General features: G+C 44.0%; 26 protein-coding genes and 1 tRNA gene. 23 read left to right on the forward strand and 4 right to left on the reverse strand.

Annotated elements, in window-relative coordinates; genetic code table 11:
• Positions 1-197: 197 nt before the first annotated feature.
• The 3 genes from ICN49_RS09130 (at position 198) to ICN49_RS09140 (ending at position 1,907) form a co-directional block, all read left to right on the forward strand.
• Positions 198-274 (forward strand) — tRNA-Gln (locus tag ICN49_RS09130).
• 207 nt (positions 275-481) lie between these two features.
• Positions 482-781: a hypothetical protein gene (locus ICN49_RS09135; RefSeq protein WP_088527233.1), complete on the forward strand. Its 300-nt coding sequence runs from the start codon at positions 482-484 to the stop codon at positions 779-781.
• A 367-nt stretch (positions 782-1,148) separates the two neighbouring features.
• The gene (locus ICN49_RS09140) at positions 1,149-1,907 is read left to right on the forward strand and encodes a sensor histidine kinase (protein ID WP_216167758.1); all 759 of its coding nucleotides are present in this window, start codon (positions 1,149-1,151) and stop codon (positions 1,905-1,907) included.
• Positions 1,908-2,065: 158 nt separating this feature from the next.
• On the opposite strand, the gene ICN49_RS09145 is transcribed toward ICN49_RS09140, so the two are convergent.
• A complete protein-coding gene (locus ICN49_RS09145) occupies positions 2,066-4,447 on the reverse strand; it encodes a PAS domain-containing protein (protein ID WP_216167760.1) in 2,382 nt (793 codons plus the stop codon).
• Positions 4,448-4,809: 362 nt separating this feature from the next.
• On the opposite strand from ICN49_RS09145, the gene ICN49_RS09150 reads away from it, so the two are divergent.
• From ICN49_RS09150 to ICN49_RS09175, 6 genes are all read left to right on the forward strand, one after another.
• Positions 4,810-5,169, forward strand: coding sequence for a hypothetical protein (locus ICN49_RS09150; protein ID WP_216167762.1), 360 nt, complete (start codon positions 4,810-4,812; stop codon positions 5,167-5,169).
• A 250-nt stretch (positions 5,170-5,419) separates the two neighbouring features.
• The gene (locus ICN49_RS09155; protein WP_216167764.1) at positions 5,420-6,712 is read left to right on the forward strand and encodes an EAL and HDOD domain-containing protein; all 1,293 of its coding nucleotides are present in this window, start codon (positions 5,420-5,422) and stop codon (positions 6,710-6,712) included.
• 469 nt (positions 6,713-7,181) lie between these two features.
• The gene (locus ICN49_RS09160) at positions 7,182-7,829 is read left to right on the forward strand and encodes a response regulator (protein WP_216167766.1); all 648 of its coding nucleotides are present in this window, start codon (positions 7,182-7,184) and stop codon (positions 7,827-7,829) included.
• 176 nt (positions 7,830-8,005) lie between these two features.
• A complete protein-coding gene (locus tag ICN49_RS09165) occupies positions 8,006-8,329 on the forward strand; it encodes a flagellar protein FliT (protein ID WP_161492274.1) in 324 nt (107 codons plus the stop codon).
• Between the two features lie 22 nt (positions 8,330-8,351).
• Positions 8,352-9,296 (forward strand): flagellar hook-length control protein FliK, encoded by a 945-nt coding sequence (fliK, locus tag ICN49_RS09170; protein ID WP_216167768.1) that lies wholly within the window; start codon positions 8,352-8,354, stop codon positions 9,294-9,296.
• Positions 9,289-9,582 (forward strand): EscU/YscU/HrcU family type III secretion system export apparatus switch protein, encoded by a 294-nt coding sequence (locus ICN49_RS09175; protein ID WP_088527240.1) that lies wholly within the window; start codon positions 9,289-9,291, stop codon positions 9,580-9,582. The genes fliK and ICN49_RS09175 overlap by 8 nt, the downstream gene beginning before the upstream one ends.
• 36 nt (positions 9,583-9,618) lie before the next feature.
• Here the strand turns inward: ICN49_RS09175 and ICN49_RS09180 are convergent, their stop codons facing one another.
• The 3 genes from ICN49_RS09180 to fliE all read right to left on the reverse strand — a co-directional run bounded on the left by ICN49_RS09180 (position 9,619) and on the right by fliE (position 11,188).
• The gene (locus ICN49_RS09180) at positions 9,619-10,422 is read right to left on the reverse strand and encodes an RNA-guided endonuclease InsQ/TnpB family protein (protein WP_369411528.1); all 804 of its coding nucleotides are present in this window, start codon (positions 10,420-10,422) and stop codon (positions 9,619-9,621) included.
• A 9-nt stretch (positions 10,423-10,431) separates the two neighbouring features.
• Positions 10,432-10,701 (reverse strand): hypothetical protein, encoded by a 270-nt coding sequence (locus ICN49_RS11670; protein ID WP_255535487.1) that lies wholly within the window; start codon positions 10,699-10,701, stop codon positions 10,432-10,434.
• A gap of 106 nt (positions 10,702-10,807) precedes the next feature.
• On the reverse strand, positions 10,808-11,188 hold the full coding sequence (gene fliE, locus ICN49_RS09185) for a flagellar hook-basal body complex protein FliE (protein ID WP_088527242.1): 381 nt from the start codon (positions 11,186-11,188) through the stop codon (positions 10,808-10,810).
• A gap of 231 nt (positions 11,189-11,419) precedes the next feature.
• Between fliE and fliF the strand changes: the two genes are divergently transcribed.
• The 14 genes from fliF to fliR all read left to right on the forward strand — a co-directional run bounded on the left by fliF (position 11,420) and on the right by fliR (position 22,692).
• Positions 11,420-13,033: a flagellar basal-body MS-ring/collar protein FliF gene (gene fliF, locus ICN49_RS09190; RefSeq protein ID WP_216167770.1), complete on the forward strand. Its 1,614-nt coding sequence runs from the start codon at positions 11,420-11,422 to the stop codon at positions 13,031-13,033.
• Entirely contained in the window at positions 13,026-14,024 is a 999-nt protein-coding gene (gene fliG, locus ICN49_RS09195) for a flagellar motor switch protein FliG (protein ID WP_088527244.1), read from the forward strand. Before fliF ends, fliG begins: the two co-directional genes overlap by 8 nt.
• Positions 14,008-14,682 (forward strand): FliH/SctL family protein, encoded by a 675-nt coding sequence (locus tag ICN49_RS09200; protein ID WP_216167778.1) that lies wholly within the window; start codon positions 14,008-14,010, stop codon positions 14,680-14,682. Before fliG ends, ICN49_RS09200 begins: the two co-directional genes overlap by 17 nt.
• A gap of 44 nt (positions 14,683-14,726) precedes the next feature.
• On the forward strand, positions 14,727-16,151 hold the full coding sequence (gene fliI / locus ICN49_RS09205; RefSeq protein WP_216167831.1) for a flagellar protein export ATPase FliI: 1,425 nt from the start codon (positions 14,727-14,729) through the stop codon (positions 16,149-16,151).
• Positions 16,148-16,594, forward strand: a complete 447-nt coding sequence (gene fliJ, locus ICN49_RS09210; protein WP_088527246.1) for a flagellar export protein FliJ — start codon at positions 16,148-16,150, stop codon at positions 16,592-16,594. Before fliI ends, fliJ begins: the two co-directional genes overlap by 4 nt.
• A gap of 143 nt (positions 16,595-16,737) precedes the next feature.
• On the forward strand, positions 16,738-17,838 hold the full coding sequence (locus ICN49_RS09215; protein ID WP_216167780.1) for a flagellar hook-length control protein FliK: 1,101 nt from the start codon (positions 16,738-16,740) through the stop codon (positions 17,836-17,838).
• 14 nt (positions 17,839-17,852) lie between these two features.
• Entirely contained in the window at positions 17,853-18,188 is a 336-nt protein-coding gene (locus ICN49_RS09220) for a BLUF domain-containing protein (RefSeq protein ID WP_216167782.1), read from the forward strand.
• Positions 18,189-18,329: 141 nt separating this feature from the next.
• Entirely contained in the window at positions 18,330-18,839 is a 510-nt protein-coding gene (fliL, locus tag ICN49_RS09225) for a flagellar basal body-associated protein FliL (RefSeq protein WP_088527249.1), read from the forward strand.
• Positions 18,840-18,856: 17 nt separating this feature from the next.
• Positions 18,857-19,864, forward strand: a complete 1,008-nt coding sequence (fliM, locus tag ICN49_RS09230) for a flagellar motor switch protein FliM (RefSeq protein WP_216167784.1) — start codon at positions 18,857-18,859, stop codon at positions 19,862-19,864.
• The gene (gene fliN, locus ICN49_RS09235; RefSeq protein WP_088527251.1) at positions 19,854-20,288 is read left to right on the forward strand and encodes a flagellar motor switch protein FliN; all 435 of its coding nucleotides are present in this window, start codon (positions 19,854-19,856) and stop codon (positions 20,286-20,288) included. Before fliM ends, fliN begins: the two co-directional genes overlap by 11 nt.
• Positions 20,289-20,296: 8 nt before the next feature.
• Positions 20,297-20,803 carry a flagellar biosynthetic protein FliO gene (fliO, locus tag ICN49_RS09240; RefSeq protein WP_216167786.1) on the forward strand — a complete coding sequence of 169 codons (507 nt, stop codon included), beginning with the start codon at positions 20,297-20,299 and terminating at the stop codon, positions 20,801-20,803.
• A 41-nt stretch (positions 20,804-20,844) separates the two neighbouring features.
• Entirely contained in the window at positions 20,845-21,609 is a 765-nt protein-coding gene (gene fliP, locus ICN49_RS09245) for a flagellar type III secretion system pore protein FliP (protein WP_216167788.1), read from the forward strand.
• A 12-nt stretch (positions 21,610-21,621) separates the two neighbouring features.
• A complete protein-coding gene (gene fliQ, locus ICN49_RS09250) occupies positions 21,622-21,891 on the forward strand; it encodes a flagellar biosynthesis protein FliQ (protein WP_088527254.1) in 270 nt (89 codons plus the stop codon).
• A 24-nt stretch (positions 21,892-21,915) separates the two neighbouring features.
• Positions 21,916-22,692: a flagellar biosynthetic protein FliR gene (gene fliR / locus ICN49_RS09255; protein ID WP_088527255.1), complete on the forward strand. Its 777-nt coding sequence runs from the start codon at positions 21,916-21,918 to the stop codon at positions 22,690-22,692.
• Positions 22,693-22,842 lie beyond the last annotated feature (150 nt).

Raw genomic sequence — 22,842 nt, forward strand, 5'->3', positions numbered from 1 at the left:
AGTTATTAAAAGAGTCTGCCTGCCTACTTAACATTCAATAGTGGTTTATTAAGACTTTTTTGGTACTTGTTGTTTGTCTTTAGCATTTAAACAAACACTTAATATTCTTGGTTTGAAAAGCACCTAATACTAGGCGCTAATCCATAGATAGCCAATAAAAATTCCGCTTACAATTTGATTTCTTCAGATTGACCTGTAGGGGAATCGCCAAGCTGGTTAAGGCACTGGATTTTGATTCCAGCATGCGAAGGTTCGAATCCTTCTTCCCCTGCCAGAAATAATGCCCCGGCTCGATTTCTAAGCACCTGTTTATGCGAGCAGTAGATTGGCAACTCATTTGCTCGAATTAGGGCATATTTTCGTCTTAAATCTACGTTAGAAATTTAAAACAAACGCTTATGATTTGCAGGTAAGTGGTACCCGTATACACGCATTTCGCGTGACCCATGTGGCTGGGAGTGTCATAACTTAGATATTAAACATGAATCTTAAATTAGACAGTCAAAAAATTATCATATTGGTAGCGTTCAGTCTATGTGCCGCTTTAGGTACTGGACTTGGTTTAACTATCATGAAAAATAAGGAGTTAGAGAGCAAGATTTCTATCGCCCGTGAAGAGGTTCTCGCCAATGAGGTGACCATAGCCACTTTAACGAAAGACGGCAAAGAGCTTGAAGAAAAACTGAAGACTTCTGAAGAGACTCTGGTTGAAATGGAGGCGGAATTAACTGCAACTAAGGCCGCTTTAGAGCTTGCAACTTATAAAAAGAAATCCAAGTAGTAGGAGATGCCACTACGCAGCTCGACCTTTTAGCAGTATGAAGCTGGCGCTGGAGCTAGTGTGCAGAATGGTAACTAGCAGTACGCCTATTTTAAAAAATACTGATTAAAACCCAAGAAATAGGGTGGTAGCAACTGCAATCAGCATGGCCCCAAGCATCACCTTATCTCCAAGAGGTGCATTGGGATCATTTTAAATAGATTTACCTGTCCTTTTATTGGATTGAAAATCGAAGATTGCTAATCCCAACTTTCAGAGCAAAGATTAAGCAGTTAGAATTAGTGATATTGATATCAATATTGCTTGTTTATTTCAGGGGCTTCCCATTTATGTTTAATGCTTTATTGAATTTAAATTGATTTAAACAATGCCTACTTTTGAGCAAAATCCTAATCTTGAAACGTATCTACGGAATGATGACCAGCTATTTAAGGTTCTATTAGCCGCCTATCGCGGGAACCAGGTTGGATTGATGTCTAGCCTGCTGATGCATGATGTAAATCAACCTTTAGTGGCTATTCGACTGAATGCTGAACTACTCATACACCGATTGCATCAAGAGGGCGCTTCAGATTTAACTCAAAAGATTGCCAAAAATATTCTCACAATAAGTGACGGCGCGATTGATTTACTTGCGCGCTTAAGAGGTTTTTTATCCTTCAAAAAGGATGTGATTAAGCGCATTGATCTAGGCGCCCTGCTCGAAGATATCGGCGCTATCGCAATGATCGAGTGTCAAGCCAATCAAATTCAATTGCAGTTCAATATCGCGCCTAATTTAATAATGGTTGGCGACACCGATCAATTAAGAATGGCAGTGTCGGCTATTTTGAGCAATGCGGTCGACGCTTTGCGAGGCGCGCAGGGGCCGCGCAATATTTTTGTGCAATTAGAAGGTGATGGTCAACTCATTCGTCTTCGTATTTGTGATAGTGGCGCCGGTTTATCTGCTTCTGATAATGGACATCTTTATGAGATGCTATACACCACCAAATCAGGTCATTTCGGTCTAGGCTTATGGTTATGTAAGAGCATTTTAGATAATCATCAAGCTACAGTTACCGCATCTAACGCAGAGGGTTCGGGTGCTTGCTTTATGCTCACATTCCCGCGTTGTCTGGATTAATTCAGCCGACATCAAAGTGGCTGAACTTTTATGTCGCGCCGTATTCATGCATCAAGCCTATACGGCACTTGTAATCGACGGGGTGGTACTGTCAAACTGAGGGATTTAGATATTGCTGGATGTACTTAGATTTTTAGATGGGCGCTTAGCTGTAGCGATTAAAGCCAGCGCTGCAAAATTTCAATCAATGCGTTTGGATTAATAGGCTTCGCCATGAAATCATTCATGCCGACCTCAGCACAATCAGCACGCTCTTCATCGCTTGCGCCAGCACTGATTGCAATAATAGGGAGGCTATCGTATTGCGCCGCTTCTCGTATTATCTTGGTTGCTTCTAGGCCATCCATCTCTGGCATTTGAGCATCCATTAAGACGGCATCATATTTATTGGAGGCCATAAGCTCCAGCACCTCAAAGCCATTGACAGCGGTATCGACCTCGGCACCTGCTCTTTTGAGAAACTCTTTGATTACCTGTAGATTTATTCGGTTGTCTTCTGCCACGAGAATACGTTTACCAAGCAGCGTATTTTCCATGGGGTTGGTAGTTTTTGTGATTTTCTTACTCTTTTGGGAGGGCGGTGATTCGTTCTCCGAAAAGCCTCTGCCTGGAATTTTGAAATCTAACTCAAAACTGACGCAGGCTCCGCCTTGCAGATTATTGGCGATTTCTAGCTGACTACCCATGAGTGCAAGCAGTTGGCTGCTGATAGTAAGTCCTAGGCCAATGCCTCCATAGCGGCGTGTAGTGGAGCCATCACCTTGATTAAATGCCAACTGTAATTTATTTAGATCTTTGGGGCTAAAGCCAGACCCAGAATCTTTTATCTCAAAACGAATACGTACAGAATTTTCGAGTAAGTTGGCTGCAATGAGGTTAATGCTAACCTTGCCAGACGGGGTAAATTTAAGGGCATTACCCGCTAGATTTAATAATATTTGCTTAATTCTGAGCGCATCACCAAGTATTTTTTTAGGAATTTTTTGGTCAAGATTGATACAAAAATCTAAATTCTTTTCTGTGAGACTAGGGAATAGAAGGCCGTAGATATCACTGAGTAACTCTTGCGGATTTAATGGATTATTTTCAATTTGAACCGCATTGGATTCGAGTTTGGAAAAATCAAGAATATCATTCAAGATCCGGAGCAGTCCATTTGAGGCGGCTTCGATATTGGTAAGATAATCCCTCACTTCACTGCTCATGGGGTAGTTGAGAGCAAGCGTGGATAGCCCAATAATGCCGTTCATGGGTGTGCGAATTTCATGTGACATGTTCGCAATGAAGTCATTTTTGAGTTGGGAGAGCGCCTCAGATTTTAGTTTGGCTGTTTCGAGCACTAATTCAGTGGCTTTACGCTTCTCAATATTTCTTTGAATGGATAGCCAGTGCGTTGTTTCTCCAGCACCATTCATGATGGGGGATATATCTAATTCAGTCCAAAATACTTCACCATTTTTACGATAATTGAGAACCTCTTCTCTTATGGCCTTTTTTAATTTAATGGCTAAGTTAATTCGGTCAAATGTAGCGGGGTTAGATTCAGGGCCTCTCAAAATCCTGAGAGATTTTCCGACCACCTCTTCTGATTGATATCCCGTTTCTTCTTCAAACGCCTGATTAACGTAGATGACCTCTAGTTTTTTATGTTCAGAGGTGGAAGGGTCTTTTGCGATCATGATGCAGTCATTGGCTCTTGACATGGCAAAGTTGAGCATATTTAATTCAGTCTGTTTTTTCGTAGTATCTGCTTCAGCTAATTTACGTTGAGTAATATCGCGCTGAATCGAGATCCAGTGAGTAACCCAGCCCAACTCATTTGCAACTGGTGTGATATCAATTTCACACCAAAATTCTTCTCCATTTTTTTTGTAATAAAGTATCTCTTCTCGAATGGGCTGCCATGTTTTTAGGGCAGTGCGCACACGATGCATGGTTGTGGGGTCTGATTTTGATCCTTGCAATAAGCGGGGCGTAAGTCCAATCACCTCTTGAGCGCTATATCCAGTAACCCTACTAAAGGCTTCATTTACATAAACAATTCTGGGGCCTGGCCGACTAATCGGTTCCGCTTCGCAAACAATGACGAAGTCATTTGCACGAGCAAGCACCTTGCTTGCTAAATTCAGAGCTTCCTGTATTTTAGCCTGTTCAGAATGATTTTGAACAAAGCAAAATATTTGGCTATCTTTGTGACTATAAAATGCACTGATATTGATGGGGAATACAGATGTATTTTGATGGCAATGTTGATCTTCAAAGCGAGCGCTACCTAGGGACATAATTTGCTGCAAATAGGTGTCCCGTTTTTCAGGGGAAGTTGATGCTTGCACATCTAAAATATTCAGGCATACTAATTCAGCCTCGGTAAATCCGAGCAGATCACAATAAATCTGATTTGCCTGAGTAAAATTCCCCTTCTCGTCAATCGCAAAAAAACCATTCGCTGATCCTTCTGCAATCAATTCAGTATTGGCTAATTCGGTAGAAGTAATGCCTCCCTCAGAATTATTTGAGGCGTTTTCGAGTATGGCATTCATGATTGAAGGCTCCGTAAACTTAGCAGGATGATAAGTTCATTGTACTCAGTAACAATATTCGTTATTGATTCTTAAGCTATTTTAATTTCAATTTGATTGAGGTCATTTTTCATATTAGACAATTTTTAGCTTCTATTCATGCGTTTTAACTATCCTTGTCATCCTTTGTCTTACAAATTAAAAATCTTTTGTCCTACAAATCAAAAATTAGAGGTTAGATGTCGCTACAGATTTCTATAAATTGGCCGTTAAGGGTTGTGTAAGGAGTTTTTGTAATGAGCAATTTTATTCAGGCGGATCTCGTTTGAATAATTTGACTTCAGGTTCAATGACTTTGATGTTTTAGATTATGGATAATCACTATGGAAATTAATTCGACAACCCCCTATGTACCCCTCACGATTGCTGAGAATATTCAGCAACGTCAAGAGTATTCCAACGCATTATCAGCGGCTTTGAAAACGGGCAATCTAGGTGCTGCGCAAGAGGCAATTTTCGGGCTTAAAGGGGCGGGAGGCCTAAGCCCAGCTAGCTTATTTAGCAAAATTGAGCAGGCAGTTAAGTCCGGCAATCTAGATGGCGCTAAAAATGTCCTTGATGAGTTGCAGGGCTTACGCAAGAACCCAGATCTACAGCCCTTCGAGTTAAGGGGTGAGCAAGTTCAAGAGCTTGAGCGCGGCCATTTTCCAGGGATAGGTGCCTTAGTGAGTACCAAGGCTTAAGGGGGGCTCAAACTAACACACAAAAATCAGATTGCGTAGTGGTATTTGACTGCTTAAAGAATTAAGCTAAAAAATGAGTTCTATTCGGGGAAATGAATAGAGCTCTTTTATCTTACATTGCATTCATCGCAATGTATTTCTGGATCATCTTGCTAAATGAATAATGCAGTACTTATCTACAGCCCCCATTTTTTCTTAGCTTTAGCAATTACTCAGGGAAATGGCACTCCAACTTTAATGGTGAGGGGTGATGCCCTCAATTTGTACTCAATGGAATGGTGGGCCAAAGGATCGGGTGCTTGATATAGTGGATCAAGAGATTTTCCTCGGGCGTCAGCCCATTCTTAATGCCAAGCGTGAGACTGTGGCATATGAAATTCTTTTTCGCTCAAAAAATAGCCTTACTAGCGCGGATATTACAGATGATCTCGCATCCAGTACGCATGTGATTGTCAGCGCAATGAGCCACTTTGGTTTGGATTCCGTCTTAGGTCAATGTGATGGCTTTATTAATGTCACCGCCGACTTACTCATGAGTGACACGATGGAGTTGCTTCCACCGGAGCGCATTGTTTTGGAGCTCCTTGAGCATGTACAAATTAATCAAGCTTTAGTAGATCGTTGTAATGACTTAAAGAGTAGAGGCTTTCGTCTAGCCTTAGATGATTTCTCCTATCGATCTGAATATGATGCCATCTTGCCTTTGGTGGACTTTATCAAGGTGGATCTGAGGGCTACTCCTTGTAAAGATGTTTTTTCGGTGCTCAGCCATATCCGCAGAACAACGTCAGCCATCTTCCTAGCCGAAAAAGTAGAAACCGAGGAAGAGTTCGAGGCCTGTAAAGACCATGGCTACACGCTCTTTCAGGGATATTTCTTTTCAAGACCCACCGTATTACGTAGTAAAAAACTGAACTCACAAAAACACAGTCTCATGCATATTATTGGCATCTTATTTGGTGATGCCAGCGTCAATGATTTAGAGCCAATTTTTAAAGATAATCCTGAGCTTATTTTGGGTTTATTGAGGCTGGTTAATTCAGTCGGAATCGGTGGTGGGCGCTTGCATATTACGACTGTACGTCAGGCCTTAGTGATCCTTGGTCAAAAGCAATTGCTGCGTTGGATGCTGTTATTGGTTTATGCCGAACCGGGGTGTAGGGCAAATAGTGAGTTAATCCAACGCGTGATTAATCGTGCCAGTTTTATGGAGTTGCTGACTCAGCATGCCCATTTTTTACATTCCGGATTAAGTGACCAAGCGCATATGGTGGGCATGCTGTCATTAGCCCATACAGTGATACAGGACCCCCTTGAAGAGTTGCTCGATCAAATTGGTTTAGCCGATCACCTAAAAAGTGCTCTATTGCGCAAAGAGGGTGCGTTGGGGCAGGCCTTGCTATTGACTGAGGCTATTGAAGCCGCTGATTTTATTAAGGTAGATTCCGTCAGACACGGTTTGGGCTTGTCTGTACAGGATATTACCGAGATTCAATTGCAGGCCATTTCAAGGGCAAATGAATTTAGTAGGCAACTTCCCTAGGCTCCACTCAAAAGGGACGATTTTTTATATTTATACGAAAAAAATCAACAAAAAATTAAAGTTTTATATAAATTTGCCGAAAAAATCATTAAGAACATAGTTTTAGATGAAACGTAATGGCGAGATGCATCCTTTTATGAAAGTAAATTGACGGGGAGTGGTCATGAGTAAGGCAAAAGAGTGTTTTAAATCACTAATAGTTAAAATCATTTTTGGTGAAAATTTACGGCAGTGGCAATGCAAAGAATGGGTCTGTACCTACCCCAAGGGGAATTAAAGACTTATAGCATTGCTTTAATGCGCACCCTGCAAAGTGGAGCATGAGGTGACTTAGAGGAAATTCTCCTTCTACTTTCTAGTATGATAGAGGCTCACCCTTCGTCAGTTTGTGTGAAGCGTTGATTAATCGCGACTTTATCTCACTTTCGGCTATTTTTAGCCTGTGGAAGGAGGATAAGAAAGCGTATTAATGGCATTAATGAAACCAATACGCATTGCAGTAGCTGATGATCACGCTATTTTGAGGGATGGCCTTTGCCAAATCCTGATGACAAACCCTGGGATTGAAGTTATTGCTCAAGTACAGACGGGGGCGGAGGCCATTAGGCTGGCTGAAGATCCTACTCTGGACTGCCTTCTTTTGGACATTAGCCTCCCTGATCGCAGTGGCATTGATGTGATTAAGGCGATTCGTCGTGACAATAAGAAGTTACCCATCTTAATCCTCTCTATGCACCCTGAAGATCAGTATGCTATTCGGGCCTTAAAAGCGGGCGCCTCTGGATACGTTAATAAAGCGGCTTCAACAAAGGAGCTGTTAACTGCCATTCGACAGGTTGCGTCAAATATTAAATTCATTAGTCCTGTAGTGGCGGAGTTGTTAGCCGATCGCATTGGTGAGGTGGATCACGAGGAGCCACACACCCTTTTATCTGATCGTGAGTATCAGTTTCTAGTGAAGGTCGCCTCGGGTATGACGGTTACCGAGATTGCCGATGAAATGGCTTTATCCGTAAAGACGGTTAGCATGTATCGTACGCGCGCTTTAAAAAAGATGAATATGAAAACCAATGCGGAATTAACCCATTACGCTATAAAAAATAGTTTAGTCGGCTAAATATCGCCACCTTGAGGGCTGGCTAAGTGCATTAACTGTGCCCCTGCGCGTAAGGCAATTCTCAGAGTTACATGGTTTTTCTTGGTTTTATATCTCCTTTGGCTGGGCATGAGATTGACTAAGATACCTCTCTTCTGACATTCATTGCATTCACACCAATAGATAATTCATAAAACGTGCACAACCAAGAAATGATCTCTCTTTATGAATCAATGGTGGAGATTAGTCGCCAAATGTTGGAAGCTGCACGTCGTCAGGATTGGGATGGTTTGGGTAGATTGGAGGTGTTATGTCAGGGCTATATCCATCAAATACCAGTGTATGACGAGCGTGCACCCCTAAGCCCCCAGGTACTCGAAAAAAAAGTGGCGATGCTAAAAAAAATTTTATCAAACGATAAAGAGATTCGGGAGTTGATGGAGCCCTGGATGGCAAGACTTAATCAGATTATGGGTGCCAGAATTGCCGGAAGCTCTAAATCTGCAGATAAGGAAGGCTAGGTCTTTTTGATCTAAGGCATACATGATCAGTGGGCCATCAAAACTAGATCTCATTACTCCAGTGGATAGGGTTGCTCTCACCCAAGCTAGCAATCATGGGACACGTTTTATTGCTGGTACTCTTTACCTTGGCGAAGTCATTGCCCAATTAGATGAACATATGGTGGCTGTTCGCTTAGGTGGTGATATTTTCTCCATGAAATTGGGTAAGGACATGACGCCTGGACAGATGCTTACTTTTAAGTATCTTAGTGCTGACCCTAGGCCGAGCTTTTTATTGTTAAAACAAGCCTCAGTAGGATCCCGGGTAGATCAGCAGGTGGACATAAGTACTGCAAGTGCTTTAATCAATCAATATCAACACGAATCTGACCTACATTTAACGTTAAACCATGCTACTGGGGTTGAAGTGATGCATTCATATCTAGTGAACGCACCCAACAACCCCCTAGATACAGCGCAGGAGTTGAAAAATGCCATCTCCTTAAGTGGCTTGTTTTATGAATCCCACTTAGCAGATTTTGCTGAGGGCAAGCGCTCTGTCGATTTGATATTTCAAGAGCCACAAAACCAGACTCAATTTGATGTCTCTCAGGGAGTGGCTAAGCAGTTAGATGTATTGGAGCATCAGGCTTTACGGTGGAGCGGCTTGATTTGGCCTGGTCAGGTCATGGACTGGACTATTGCAGCAGATGAAGCCAGTAGGGAGGATTCGCAATGGATTTCTACCCACTCTCAAGGATTGGCAGAAGATGTGGGCATCACAAGCACTGTAGAGTTAGATTTTCCAAGTCTTCATAAAGTGGTAGCCAGGTTTAATGTGCGTAATTCTATTTTGCGAATTCAGATTGAGGCGGCCGATCCAGATGTAGAGGCCTTATTAAAAGGCGAACTTAGAGTCTTAAATGATTCACTCAAAAATAGCGGTCAAAATCTAGAATCGCTTTCGGTGAGACCTTATGAGTGAACCTAAATTTGTTCAGCAGGCGGTAGCATTGGCCTATGTGCAGGGGGAGTTTGCCCCTAAAGTGGTTGCGAGTGGACGCGGAGTTGTCGCTGAGCAAATTATTGCCAGGGCAAATGAACATCAAGTGTATGTGCACCAGTCCAAGGAGTTGGTTGGATTATTAATGCAAGTTGACCTAGATGATCACATTCCACCTGAGCTCTATACGGCGATTGCCGAAGTCTTGGCGTGGCTGTATCGTTTGGAGCAGGAAAAACTTGACATCCTCCCCTCCCTAAGACCGTAAAGGTCTTCGCCAGCAATCTAAGCGCTAAGCGCAAGATTACTGCGAAAGGGAAGGGATTCCTACAGCTAGACGCGAATGTCCTCGCGCAAGAATATTCCTGGCCGCATTGAGGTCACGGTCATTGACCGAACCACAATCTGAACAAGTCCATTCTCTTATTCCAAGTCCTGCGATACCTTTCGGCCTCGACGGCGGCTTTTCACCACACGAAGAACAGGTTTGGGTTGTATAACTCTCATTGACTTCCTCATACATCACGCCAGCGCAATCGCTTTTATATTCCAACATGGTTTTGAGTGATGACCAACCCGCATCGAGCGCGGATTTAGCCATCTTGGTTTTGATGAGTGTGCTGCTAGATATATTTCCTACGAAAATAGTGCCATAGTGCTGCGTGAGCATGGTCGAGAACTTGTGAAGCTCGTCTTTACGACGATTCTTAATTTTGGCATGAAGCGCTTTGACTAAGGACTTCTTATTGGCTCTTTGTGCCATGCCCAGTGATTGCTCTAGCTTTCGGTAATGACGCCCAACAAGACGCTGGCCGTCACTGGTTACGGCACACTCTTTGAGCCCAAGATCAATCCCGATGGATTTGGTGGCGGTATTGGACTTCCTCTCTACTTTGACCGTGGTGTTGAAATACCAGCGACCACGGGAGTCTTCTGAGAAGGTACCAGAACCCAGTTCGTAATCCGCCAGGCCGTAACTGTCCCAAATATTGAACTTGTAGCCAGCATAGCGAATTTGTCCTCCGCGATAACTAATGCAGTCATGACGAAAGGGTATCCAGCCAAGCGATCTTCGTGATCCATTGCTTTTGCGCCAAGAGAGCTTTATTTTCTTGAACTATTTACGCCGCGTGGCCAGCTCATGACCGATCATTTGCACTGTCGCTGAATTGAGTATTAATCCTTCTTTGCAGGCGCCAGCAGTATATTTTTGCAAATCATAGCCACTCATGAACTTTCCTGTTCTTTGCGTATGACGCAAAGAGAGTTCATTGCAAAAGTTCCAAACAAAGTTCGTCTCACGCGCAAGGGTATTCAATACTTTGGCATGCTTATCTTTGATGCGAAGGCGCAGCGTTCTAGTAACGATCGGAGTACTCCCTGACATACTGTAATTATATACAGTAGTATGCAGTAGGCAATTTAATTGTTGACAAGCAAATCGATAATTCATCCCCCGCCAGAACGTGGGGGATTTCTTTTTGAAATTTTTGTTAAACCTGCATATTCATAATGTCGTGATAGGCCGAAACCAACTTGTTTCTTACTTGCACGGTAGCTTGAAATGAGATGCTAGCCTTTTGTCCGGCAATCATGACATCAGAGAGGCCCACGCTATCGTCACCTAAAGCAAAACTTTTGCCCATTTCCTCGGCTTTGGATTGAGAGGAGTTAACTGAGTCTAGCGAAGACCTCAGTGCCGCAGCAAAGTCCACAGTAGGGGCGGACTTACTCTTTTGGGTTTTAGTGATTAAGTCATGATCGCCAATTTTGCTGATGGCTTGACTTGGTATTGCAGGGCGATCGGCCGCAGCAGCTTTTAGTTGAGTAAGCATGGACTGGATACGACCAGAATCAATAGCCCCAATATTCATGATGTTCTTCCTCTGCCTTTGAAATCTCTATAAAAGGTAATGTAACAGCAGCAAATGGATTGGGATGAGGTAATAAGAAGGAAAAAAAGGGCTTATTCCTGCAATTGAAACAAGTTGGCCCTACTGATAATTACGTCAAATAATCTAATTACTTAAGGGTCGGTCAAATTTATTTATGTGGATAAACCGCTCATATTGTTTTAAATCAGATTCTTTGTATATGGTGCCGACATGTTAAATCTAATAAAAGGCATCAATAGCAAAATTCTTCTGGGTATCGGTAGTGCCGCAGTAATAGCTGTCATGGCAGCATTTTGGATGTGGTCCCAAGAGCCAAAGTACCGCGTAGTCTTTTCAAACTTTAGCGATAAAGACGGGGGCGCTATTGTCGCCGTATTGGAGCAGATGAATGTACCTTATAAAGTTGCTGATGGGGGTGGCGCCATTATGGTTCCCTCTGACCAAGTTCACCAAGCGCGCCTCAAATTAGCATCAATGGGCCTTCCTAAGGGCGGCAATGTTGGCTTTGAGCTCTTAGAAAATCAAAAGTTTGGCGTATCTCAGTTTGTTGAGCAGGTAAATTTTCAGCGTGCGCTAGAAGGGGAGATTGAAAAAAGTATACAAGCCATCTCAGTAGTTGAGAATGCGCGCGTTCATCTGGCCATTCCCAAATCAACTGTATTTGTAAGGGACATGCAAAAGGCTACAGCATCAGTATTAATCAAATTACAACCTGGGCGCTCTATGGATCCGCGTCAAGTCAGTGCCGTGGTGCACTTGGTATCGAGCAGCGTTCCCAATCTGGATATTTCCAATGTAAATGTCGTTGATCAGAATGGCAACTTACTATCGGACCCAAGTAAAAAAGGCGATGCGGAAATGCTTGATCCTAGTCGTCTTAAATACATTGAAGAGATGCAAAAGGGGATTGTTGCGCGAGTCGAGGCAATCATTGCGCCGATTGTGGGTGAGAAAAATGTCCATGCTGAGGCGAATGCAGAAATTGACTTTTCACGCAGTGAGCAAGCTGATGAAATATTTAAACCCAACCAAAATCCTGAAACTGCTGTCATTCGCAGCCTACAAAAAAATGAGTCAATTGTTTCTGGTGCGGGTTCTGCCGGTTCTGGGGCTGCATCTGGCGTCCCTGGCGCTTTAAGCAATCAACCTCCAGCAAATGCGACCGCTCCACTTAGTACGGACCCAAAGGCTACTGCTAGCGCAGAAGCAGCCGTAAACTCTCAAAAGCACACTACTACTAATTTTGAAGTGGATAAGACCGTGCGCTTCTCCCAAAAATCGATGGGCGGAATTAAGCGCCTATCAGTAGCGGTGGTAGTGAATCATAAGGACGAGGTAGACAAGGATGGGAAGGTGACATCGCGTCCGCTGAACGAGGATGAAAAAAAACAAATTAACGAGTTGGCTAAACAGGCAATGGGCTACAGCGAAGAGCGTGGAGATTCGCTTAGCGTAGTGAACTCCCGTTTCTCCCCCGTGAAAACGGAAGAGGTTCCTGACTTACCGATCTGGAAAAATCCCGCCTATATTGAAATGGCTAAAGATGCTGCTAAGTTGCTCTTGGGTATTGCAGCAATGTTCTTGCTGTATAAAAAAGCACTCAGTCCAATGATCACCAAGCTTTTGACTCATGAACCCAAGGCGCGGACTTTGACCCAGAGTCTAGGAAGTGCAAATGATGACCCAAGCAACTACCAGGCGGGCTCAGCACAATTATCGGGACAAGGGTATCAGCAAGACTTGCAAAATGCCAAGTTACTGGCAAAAGACAATCCCAAAATGGTTGCTAACGTAGTGACATCATGGGTGAGTGGTAATGGCTGAAGAGGGGATTATGCGGGCCGCGATTTTGATGCTAGCGTTGGGTGAAGACGAGGCTTCTGAGGTAATGAAGCATCTTGGCCAGCGAGAGGTACAAAAACTCGGCGCTGCCATGGCTACACTGAAAAGTGTAGAGCATGCACAGGTTCAAGAGGCCTTAGGTGAATTTAGGTCGGCTACCAGCGAGACTTCGACATTTGGACAAGACTCTGATGAGTTTATTCGGTCGGTATTAACTAAAGCCTTGGGCGATGATATTGCTTCGGGCTTATTAAATCGCATTTTACAAAGTAGGGATGCGAGCGGCATTGAGAGTTTGAAATGGATAGATGCCCAAACAGTAGCAGATTTAATTCGCAACGAGCACCCGCAGATTATTGCAACAATTTTGGTGCATCTTGAGCCCGATCAGGCTTCTGAAATTCTTGGCTTCTTTACCGATCGTCTACGTCAGGACGCTATGCTGCGGATTGCCACTTTAGATGGGGTAAAGCCGACAGCACTCAAAGAATTAAATGACGTACTCACGAAATTGCTTTCGGGTAATGAAAGTCTCAATAAGAAACAAATTGGGGGTATACGTGCCGCTGCCGAGATCATGAATTTTATGGGCGGCGGTAACGAAGTGACGGTGATGGACGGATTAAAAGAGTACGACAGTGAGATGGCTCAAAAAATATTGGATGAGATGTTCATCTTTGACGACATTATTAATATTGACGATAAAGGGATTCAGGTCCTGTTGCGCGAAGTGTCTTCAGAGATATTAATTGTCGCCCTTAAGGGGTCAACAGAAGAACTCCGTGAGAAGATATTCAAGAATATGTCTACACGTGCAGCTGAGATGATGAAAGAAGATTTAGAAACCAAGGGCCCCGTTAAGCTTTCGGAAGTTGAGACTCAGCAAAAGGCAATCTTGCAGATTGTACGTAAGTTAGCTGAGGAAGATCAGATTATGCTGGGTGGAAAAGGTGGAGATGACCAGTATGTCTAGTGGTGCAACGCCCAAAGAGCAGCAGCGCGCTGCCGGACAATCAATTTTTGCTGACCTCAATCCTAAGCGCACTTCCAGTTCTGATGGCCAAAAAAAACCGGTGCCAGACCCCATATTTTCTCCTGAAAAAGTTAAGGTTATATTGGAGAAATCGTATCGCGACGGCTATGAACGCGGCATGAAAGAGGGCTATGCTAACGGTATGGATTTAGCCAGGCAAAGTGTGACTAATGATAAAAAATCTTTGCTTGAAATGACGTCGCACTTTAGTGGCGCATTGGGCCTTAAGGCAGAGCAAATATCTGAAGAGGTTCTTAGTTTATCGCTCGATATTGCCAAGGCCATGCTAAGGGCCCAGTTAAAAGTAAAGCCAGAGGCCATTCTGTCGCTTATTCAAGAGGTGCTTAGCAAAACACCGATTGCCGCAAAGCCTTTGCAGCTGTTTTTACATCCGCACGATGCGACTATTATCCGCACGCATATGCAAGAGGACTTAGCCCAGAGTGGCTGGGTTGTGTTTGATGACATCAAAATCGAACGCGGGGGCTGCCGAGTTGAAACATCAGCCAATACTATTGATGCTAGCAACAAAAACCGTTGGCAATATATTTGTCATGCCCTCGGCACCCAAAATGATTGGCTTGAAAGTATCTCATGAGCGCAATTGATAGCTTATTGCCTATCGAGGGAACTGATGGGCTGATGAGCGAGTATTCCGAGCCATCTCACGAGAGCTCCTGGAAATACTTTTTAACTAATTGCAAAGACGTCTTGGGCTCTGTTGACGCGTTTGAGATTGCTGGGCGGGTAACCAAAGTGACAGGTTTGGTGATTGAGGTATCCGGCCTATTTTTACCCATTGGCAGTGTGTGTTCCATTCCGATGCAAGATGGGCGTCAACTTGAGGCAGAGGTAGTGGGGTTTGATGATGGACGCTTATTTTTAATGCCCCAAAGTGGTATTGAGGGGATCGGACCTAAAACACAAGTATTCGTTAAGTCAATCTCTGGGGCCATGAATTTGCATCAAGAAAAAAAGTCTAGTTCTAAACCTGCGGCAGGTGGTATCAGTCAATTACCAGTGGGCATTGCTTTACTAGGTCGAGTCCTTGATGCCGCTGGAGCCCCTTTGGATGGACTTGGTCCTATAGGCACCAGTGAGTATGCCCCTTTAAACTCAAGTCCACTTAATCCCCTCAATCGTGCACCGATTGAGAAAATATTAGATGTGGGTGTACGCGCTATTAATAGTATGTTGACCGTGGGTCGAGGTCAGCGCATGGGATTATTTGCCGGATCAGGTGTTGGTAAAAGTGTATTACTGGGCATGATGGCGCGCTATACCGATGCCGATGTTATTGTGGTCGGGCTTATCGGCGAGCGTGGTCGTGAGGTAAAAGAATTTATTGAAAATATTCTTGGTAAAGAAGGTTTGGCGCGATCAGTAGTGATAGCCGCTCCAGCTGATGCTTCTCCGCTGATGCGCTTACAGGGCGCCAACTATACCTCTGCCATCGCTGAATATTTCCGAGATCAGGGTAAACATGTTTTGCTCATCATGGATTCGCTCACACGTTTTGCCATGGCGCAACGTGAGATTGGTTTAGCAGTGGGTGAACCCCCTGCTACAAAAGGATATCCACCTTCAGTATTTGCAAAACTCCCGGTCCTGGTAGAGCGTGCCGGTAATAGTGAGGAGGGCGGCGGTTCTATTACCGCCTTTTATACCGTGTTAACGGAAGGGGATGATCAACAAGATCCGATTGCGGATGCTGCTCGCGCTATTTTAGATGGCCATATTGTGCTTAATAGATCATTAGCTGAGGCTGGCCATTATCCTGCGATTGATATTGAGCAGTCCATTAGCCGTGTTATGCATAGCATTGTTGATGTAAAACATCAGCAATTAGCGCGTAAATTAAAGCAACTCAATTCTCGCTTTAGTCGAAGCAGAGATTTAATCAATGTAGGTGCATATATTTCTGGCACTGACTTGGTGTTAGATGAGGCAATCCGTAAAAATGCTGCTATTGATATGTTCTTACAGCAAGATTTTCATGAGAAGTCTAGCGTTCAAGAGAGCTTAGAGGAGCTTGCTGTCATCATGAACGAGGGGGTTACCACATGAGCCGCAACTTAACTAGCATGACAACCTTATTGGAGCTAGCAGAACGCGAGTTAACTGAAGCTGGCGAACGCTTAGCTAAAACCAATCAGCTCATTACAGAAGCAAAAGCCCAGCGGGAACAGCTTGGCACCTACCGAGATGAGTACGTCACGCGTAATCAATTGATTCTGACATCCGGCATGGAGGTGATGGACCTGTTAAATTACCGGGCTTTTCTAAAAAATCTTGATCGGGCTATTATCGGTCAAGAACAGATAGTAGAGGGCTATAGCAATCTGGCTAAAAACCATCTTGCATTATGGCAGGCCAGTCAAAGCAAAAAACGCTCGTATGAAGTTCTGATTGAGCGTGAGAAACTAAAGATGCACCATCAGGAGCTCAAAAGAGAGCAAAAGATGATGGATGAATTTTCCAGCAATCAAAAACGTTTTTTCCCTACTTAAGCGGGTGAGCAATCATGTTAAATATGGCAACAGTTTCAATTAAGCCGATCAAGGAGGATAGGGATTTAATCGGCCCCAATCAGACCCCTCGAAATCTGGATAGATCACATGTTTCAACGTTTGGCCGTCTACTTTTAAAAAAAATGAGCGACACAAATGAAGCTACGGCGGATCAGAAGCTGGCTACTCACGTTAATGCAATAAGAGCGAGGCCCAATGAGGAGAAGTTGGACGATGAGGAATCCAAAAACACTTTAGCGATAGTTGATGAGGCCAATCTGGATCCAGCGGCACGCCAGTTATTCAATGCATCTGAGGGCATTACACCTACTGCGCAAGAGACTGCTACGCTTGATCCCAATGGGAAGTACGACCCGATCACTCAAGCTTTACTGGCATCATTGACTCAGGGCTTAAATATAGATCAAATCCCAGTGGCCAATTCCTTATCCCCAGTTCATGCGGCATCGAAGGTGGCCGGAATGCTCAATACATCCATTCAGTTTGCCCCTGATGAGGTGATGCATGATGTTGCTGGCTCTCAGGAGTTACCCGTAAACAACATGGCGATGCCACTGCCTACTTCATCTGCCGCTAATAACTTCACCCTGAATGTAAAAGGCAGCTTGCAAACCGATATGGATATGGGTGCACAAGGCAGCGCAGCGATCTCGGTAGACATGAATGTCTCAGCGCAGGCTTTACAAGTAGCATCAGCCTTGGCAGAACTGCAACCCAAGTTATTTACTATGGGCGATATACAAGCGCAAGCTAGTACTGTGCTAGCTCATGAGGCAATCAACACCCCCTTAGGGTCTAGTGCCTGGCCTAAGGAGGTCGGTCAGAAAATCGTGTGGATGCTGGGTGGGGCGGAGCAGTCTGCCACTCTAACCCTAAACCCCCCTGATTTAGGTCCGCTTCAGGTGATTATTCAGGTGAATAATGACATGGTAAACACGGCCTTTATATCTAATAATTCTGACGTACGCCAAGCCCTCCAGGACGGCCTTGAGCATCTACGTCAATCTATGTCGCAATCCGGAATGACTTTGGGGCAGATTCATGTAAGCTCAGGAAATGCACAAGGTCAAAATGCATCTGAACAAAAGCCCACTTCAGGTGGTAGGGCTGATTTAGGCACGGCTTCTGACTTAGGCATTCAGTTTATTGGGGATAAATCAGCATCTGTTTCGATGCAAAGGCAAATCCGAATCTCAGATAGCCTGGTCAATACATTTGCATAGGGATCTAGTAGCTTATGTACCAACTCATCTACGTTAGTTCAGCAGTGATGAATTTTGCTAGACCAGAATTTATGGAGTTGGCACTTCATACTGGTGCTAGAAATGTAAAGTTTGGTATTACGGGCATGCTCGTATTTAAAGACGGATCGTTCATGCAAGTGCTTGAGGGTAATGAAGAAATTATAAAAACGCTCTATGCGAAGATTGCAGTAGATCCAAGGCATACTCTCGTCAGCGTGATTCATGAAGGCGAAATTAGTATGCGCGAGTATGGTAGCTGGGCAATGACCTACTTTAATCACGATACAGAGCAATACGATCACATTGCCTACCCCACTCAGGTTTTATAAGGCCGAACCTAGAATTGCATAGTTAATTATTTTGCACGCCATCTAAGCCTGTATTAAGGGTAAATTCCCCCGTCTTTTCTTCGTTTTTGCGGCACCGTTTGCAACCCATAATCACTCTGTAAATCAATATTGGGTATTACTATGGCGCAAGCACCAGCGGTAGCAACGGCAGAATCGGTAGAAGTCCCACCCAAATCAAGCAAGAAAATCTTGTTCATCATTATTGCTGTTGTGGTGCTGGCAATTGGTGGTGGCGCTGCTTATTACTTTTTGGGTGGTAAGCATGCTGAGGAGGCTGATCAGGCCGTGGCAAAAGAAAAAGAGGCAAAACCAGAGGTGTATTTGCCGATGGAGGTTTTTACAGTTAATTTACATTCAGACGTAGATATGCAGCAACAATTTTTGCAAGTTTCAATGACCTTGCAAATGCCTACCGACAAAGACGTTGAAAAAATTAAAGAGCGCATGCCAGAAGTGAGAAATCGCATTTTGTATGTACTTTCGACTAAAAAAGCATCTGAAATTAATACCGTAGAGGGTAAAGATCGATTGGTGAAGGAAATTATCGATCAAATTAATCTACCCTTTTACGGTAGCGAAAAATCGCAAGCCGTCACTACACTTTTCTTTACTTCATTCATTATTCAGTAAGCTCAAAATAGATAATCATGGCCGAAGGATTTTTATCGCAAGATGAAGCGGATGCCCTTTTAAAGGGTTTGGATGGTGATCAAGATGAATCCACCTCTTCACAGTACACAGATCAAGGAATTCGCTCGTATAACCTAGCAACACAAGAGCGCATTGTGCGGGGGCGGATGCCCACGCTGGAGATTATCAATGAACGTTTTGCACGTTTATTTCGAATTGGATTATTTAATTTTTTAAGGCGCACTGCCGAGGTATCGGTTGGGCCCTTGCGCACATGTAAGTACAGCGAATTCGTGCGTAATTTAGTGGTGCCAGCTAATCTCAATTTGGTTCAATTAAAGCCATTACGTGGAACTAGCTTATTCGTTTTTGATCCTAGCTTAGTGTTTTTAATTGTTGACAATATGTTTGGGGGGGATGGGCGTTTTCATTCGCGTGTCGAGGGGAGGGACTTTACTCTCACAGAGCAACGCATTATTCAGCGCACTCTCGAGATTTTATTTGATGCCTACTCTCAATCCTGGGAGCCTGTGTATCCAATAGAATTTGAATACATTCGCTCAGAAATGAATACCCAGTTTGCCAATATTGCCACGCCAAATGAGGTAGTCGTTGCTACAACATTTACCGTTGAGTTGGGAGGTGTGAGCGGTGAAATCCATGTTTGCATGCCTTACGCCACGATTGAGCCTATCCGGGACTTGCTGACCTCTCCACTGCAAGGGGAAGCCCTTGGTGTCGATAAGCGTTGGGTCAGACTCATGACCCAACAAATCCAAAGTGCTGAAGTCGAGTTAGTGGCAAACCTGAGCTCCAAGACAGTAACTTTAGAAGATATTTTGGCGATGGAAGTGGGCGATATGATTCCCCTGTCTATTGCCCAAGAGGTAGAGGTAAAGGTCGATAGCGTACCAGTCCTGTCTTGTCTATATGGAACCTTCAATGGGCAGTACGCCTTGAGAGTGGATAAATTTTTGAAATCGAATTCGAGTGAGTACATTAAGGGAGAAAAAAATGGCGAATGAGACTGATCCAATTGAAGAAAAAAAAGAAACGATTGGCGAAGAGGATTGGGGTGCCGCCATGAATGAGCAAATGGAGTCTGAAGGTAGCGCTGTCGGTGAAGCGCAAAAAACACCAGAAGTATTTAATGAATTTGTTGGCAACAATAAAGCGAGTAAACCGACGAATGATATTGAGTTCATTCTAGATATTCCAGTACAACTTACTGTTGAGCTAGGTCGCACCAAAATTGCCATCAAAAATCTCCTGCAATTGGCACAGGGTTCAGTTGTTGAGTTGGATGGTATGGCTGGAGAGCCTATGGATGTTTTAGTCAATGGCTGCATCGTTGCTCAAGGCGAGGTTGTAGTGGTTAATGAAAAGTTTGGTATACGCCTAACAGACATCATTACGCCTTCAGAACGCATTCGAAAACTCAATAAGTAATCAATCAAATGAGCTATTTTTCTATAAATAGGGGTACGAGCTTTTTATTGGCCTCTATCGCGATGGTGCCAGGCGCATCGTTTGCTCAAGCCACTAAAGTTCCTGTGAGTGATGGCAGCCCCCTTAAGGTGCTGTTTGGTTTACTGGTGGTACTTGCCACGATTGCTGCGTTAGCTTGGGTAATGAAAAAGATGGGCCATACCAAGTTAGGCGGCCAATCGGTTGCCCGAATTGTTGGTGGGGTAAGTGTGGGTTCTCGTGAGCGTGTTGTGGTTGTTGAGATAGCCGGGCGCTGGATTGTGCTTGGCGTAGCGTCTGGACGTGTCAACGGTATAGCGAATTTGGATATTCCAAGTCGTTTTCCAGAATTGGAAGGAGGGCGTCAATCGCAAGCAGATGACTCTACCGACTTCAAGAAAAACTTAAGCCAATATGAATATAAAGAGGGAGATGAGTCTAGTGCGCTAGCAAACCCAGCGCTCACCTCATTGCTTAAAAAAATATTAAAAAAATAATTGAGAAATTGAATGAAGACTTTGGCTTTTAGGGGAAATAAATGCAGCTAAAAAATAGCAATTCGACTGTATTGGGTATAACAGCTGCACTAGCATTACTCGCTTTTCCTGCTATTGCTGCGGATAGTACTGCTTTAAGCTTGATTTCTAGTAAGGCGACTGCCGGCGGCGGTCAAAACTACAGTTTGAGTTTGCAGACATTAATCCTGCTGACTTCACTCTCATTTTTACCAGCCGTTTTGTTGATGATGACCAGCTTTACTCGAATCATCATTGTGCTATCTCTATTACGTCAGGCCATTGGGGCACAGTCCTCACCTCCAAATCAGGTGCTCTTAGGGCTAGCCTTATTCCTCACTTTTTTTGTGATGGGACCTGTATTTGACCGTATTTATGCAGACGCTTATCAGCCCTTAAGTGAAAACAAAATCACAATGCAGCAAGCGCTTGAAAAAGGGGCTGTACCTTTGAAGGAATTCATGCTCAAGCAAACCCGAGAAGCTGACCTCGCTTTGTTTGTCAACATGTCAGGCAATAGCACTAAGCTAGACAAGCCGGAGGATGTGCCTATGGCTGTTTTGGTCCCAAGTTTCATGACCAGTGAGCTGAAAACTGCCTTTCAGATTGGATTTAGCATCTTCATCCCATTTTTAATTGTGGATATGGTTGTTGCGAGCGTCTTGATGGCAATGGGCATGATGATGGTGTCGCCCTCGATTGTTTCCCTGCCATTTAAATTAATGCTCTTTGTATTGGTTGATGGCTGGCAGCTATTGCTTGGCTCATTAGCCTCGAGCTTTGCTTAGGTTCAGTAGAGCATGAGTCCGGAATCCGTTATGAATATCGGCCGTTCTGCCATGGAAACTACCTTGATGGTGGCAGGACCTCTGTTGCTTGTTGCATTAGTAGTGGGATTGGTGATCAGTATTTTTCAGGCGGCCACCCAAATTAACGAAGCTACTTTGTCGTTTATCCCTAAGCTCTTGGGAATCATGCTCACCTTATTATTGGCCGGTCCCTGGATGCTCTCTGTCTTAGTAGATTACATGCGCCAGATGCTGAGCAATTTTTCTGTATTGATGGGATAGGGCGGACAAGCTAGATCATTACTCATGATTGATATCAATACCGATTTACTCCAAGCATGGGTTACGGGTTTATTAATTCCATTAACCAGAATATTGGCATTTATTAGTATTGCGCCATTCTTTGGGAATAAATCTATTTCTTTGCCCATGAAGGTGGCTATGGGGTTTATGTTGGCTGTTGCGATTGCTCCCGCGATTCCAGGTATGCCAACTGTCGACTTGCTTTCACTGCAAGGCGTTCTCACCATTACCCAACAAATGATTATAGGGTTGGCAATGGGGTTGATGGTGCAGATCATTTTTACCGCTATAGAGATGGCTGGTCAAATTAGTGGATTGACTATGGGGTTTGGATTTGCCACCTTTTTTGATCATCAGTCACAGGGCAGTACTGCCGTCATTAGCCAGTTTCTTAATGTATTGGCGATGCTGGTATTTCTGAGTATGGATGGTCACCTCATGATGATTTCAGCCTTGTTAGAGAGCTTTTATTCTTTCCCGGTCTCCGATATTCCGGGCAGTATTGATGGCATGCGCATTGCCTTATGGGGTGAAAATATTTTTAGCATTGGCTTGCAGTTAGCGCTGCCTGTAGTTGCCACGCTGTTAATCACTAATATGGCGCTAGGAGTGTTAACTCGCTCGGCACCCCAGCTCAATATCTTTGGCATTGGTTTTCCGCTGACGCTCTGCGTGGGATTTATCGTGATTGCCTTGATGCTTCCCTCTATGGCCTTGCCTTACAGCTACTTTATTGAAAAGGGTATTACGGCCAGCAAGTCAGTACTGAAGTTAAGGTAATTTATTAATTTGCGATCCCGAAAAGCAAGATCAAGGCTAAAAGTCAAGCCGATCCACCAACCACTGCATCATAAAATCCAGGATATGCTCAGCTTATTCTATATATCCATTACCGCCTGCAATTAACGGAACAGGATTGAGGTCGCTTGT

It is taken from the genome of Polynucleobacter finlandensis (assembly GCF_018881755.1).
GTDB lineage: Bacteria > Pseudomonadota > Gammaproteobacteria > Burkholderiales > Burkholderiaceae > Polynucleobacter > Polynucleobacter finlandensis.

Excerpts from the sequence above, each read along its gene's own strand:
- fliK (WP_216167768.1), top strand. The coding sequence starts at position 8,352 with ATGATCAGTGGGCCATCAAAACTAGATCTCATTACTCCAGTGGATAGG.
- fliL (WP_088527249.1), top strand. The coding sequence starts at position 18,330 with ATGGCGCAAGCACCAGCGGTAGCAACGGCAGAATCGGTAGAAGTCCCA.
- ICN49_RS09145 (WP_216167760.1), bottom strand. The coding sequence starts at position 4,447 with ATGAATGCCATACTCGAAAACGCCTCAAATAATTCTGAGGGAGGCATT.
- fliJ (WP_088527246.1), top strand. The coding sequence starts at position 16,148 with ATGAGCCGCAACTTAACTAGCATGACAACCTTATTGGAGCTAGCAGAA.
- ICN49_RS09140 (WP_216167758.1), top strand. The coding sequence starts at position 1,149 with ATGCCTACTTTTGAGCAAAATCCTAATCTTGAAACGTATCTACGGAAT.
- ICN49_RS09135 (WP_088527233.1), top strand. The coding sequence starts at position 482 with ATGAATCTTAAATTAGACAGTCAAAAAATTATCATATTGGTAGCGTTC.
- fliN (WP_088527251.1), top strand. The coding sequence starts at position 19,854 with ATGGCGAATGAGACTGATCCAATTGAAGAAAAAAAAGAAACGATTGGC.
- fliG (WP_088527244.1), top strand. The coding sequence starts at position 13,026 with ATGGCTGAAGAGGGGATTATGCGGGCCGCGATTTTGATGCTAGCGTTG.
- ICN49_RS09155 (WP_216167764.1), top strand. The coding sequence starts at position 5,420 with ATGCCCTCAATTTGTACTCAATGGAATGGTGGGCCAAAGGATCGGGTG.
- ICN49_RS09175 (WP_088527240.1), top strand. The coding sequence starts at position 9,289 with ATGAGTGAACCTAAATTTGTTCAGCAGGCGGTAGCATTGGCCTATGTG.
- fliQ (WP_088527254.1), top strand. The coding sequence starts at position 21,622 with ATGAGTCCGGAATCCGTTATGAATATCGGCCGTTCTGCCATGGAAACT.
- fliE (WP_088527242.1), bottom strand. The coding sequence starts at position 11,188 with ATGAATATTGGGGCTATTGATTCTGGTCGTATCCAGTCCATGCTTACT.
- ICN49_RS09220 (WP_216167782.1), top strand. The coding sequence starts at position 17,853 with ATGTACCAACTCATCTACGTTAGTTCAGCAGTGATGAATTTTGCTAGA.
- ICN49_RS11670 (WP_255535487.1), bottom strand. The coding sequence starts at position 10,701 with ATGTCAGGGAGTACTCCGATCGTTACTAGAACGCTGCGCCTTCGCATC.
- ICN49_RS09150 (WP_216167762.1), top strand. The coding sequence starts at position 4,810 with ATGGAAATTAATTCGACAACCCCCTATGTACCCCTCACGATTGCTGAG.
- fliM (WP_216167784.1), top strand. The coding sequence starts at position 18,857 with ATGGCCGAAGGATTTTTATCGCAAGATGAAGCGGATGCCCTTTTAAAG.
- ICN49_RS09215 (WP_216167780.1), top strand. The coding sequence starts at position 16,738 with ATGAGCGACACAAATGAAGCTACGGCGGATCAGAAGCTGGCTACTCAC.
- fliP (WP_216167788.1), top strand. The coding sequence starts at position 20,845 with ATGCAGCTAAAAAATAGCAATTCGACTGTATTGGGTATAACAGCTGCA.
- ICN49_RS09160 (WP_216167766.1), top strand. The coding sequence starts at position 7,182 with ATGGCATTAATGAAACCAATACGCATTGCAGTAGCTGATGATCACGCT.
- fliO (WP_216167786.1), top strand. The coding sequence starts at position 20,297 with ATGAGCTATTTTTCTATAAATAGGGGTACGAGCTTTTTATTGGCCTCT.
- fliR (WP_088527255.1), top strand. The coding sequence starts at position 21,916 with ATGATTGATATCAATACCGATTTACTCCAAGCATGGGTTACGGGTTTA.
- ICN49_RS09200 (WP_216167778.1), top strand. The coding sequence starts at position 14,008 with ATGACCAGTATGTCTAGTGGTGCAACGCCCAAAGAGCAGCAGCGCGCT.
- fliI (WP_216167831.1), top strand. The coding sequence starts at position 14,727 with ATGAGCGAGTATTCCGAGCCATCTCACGAGAGCTCCTGGAAATACTTT.
- fliF (WP_216167770.1), top strand. The coding sequence starts at position 11,420 with ATGTTAAATCTAATAAAAGGCATCAATAGCAAAATTCTTCTGGGTATC.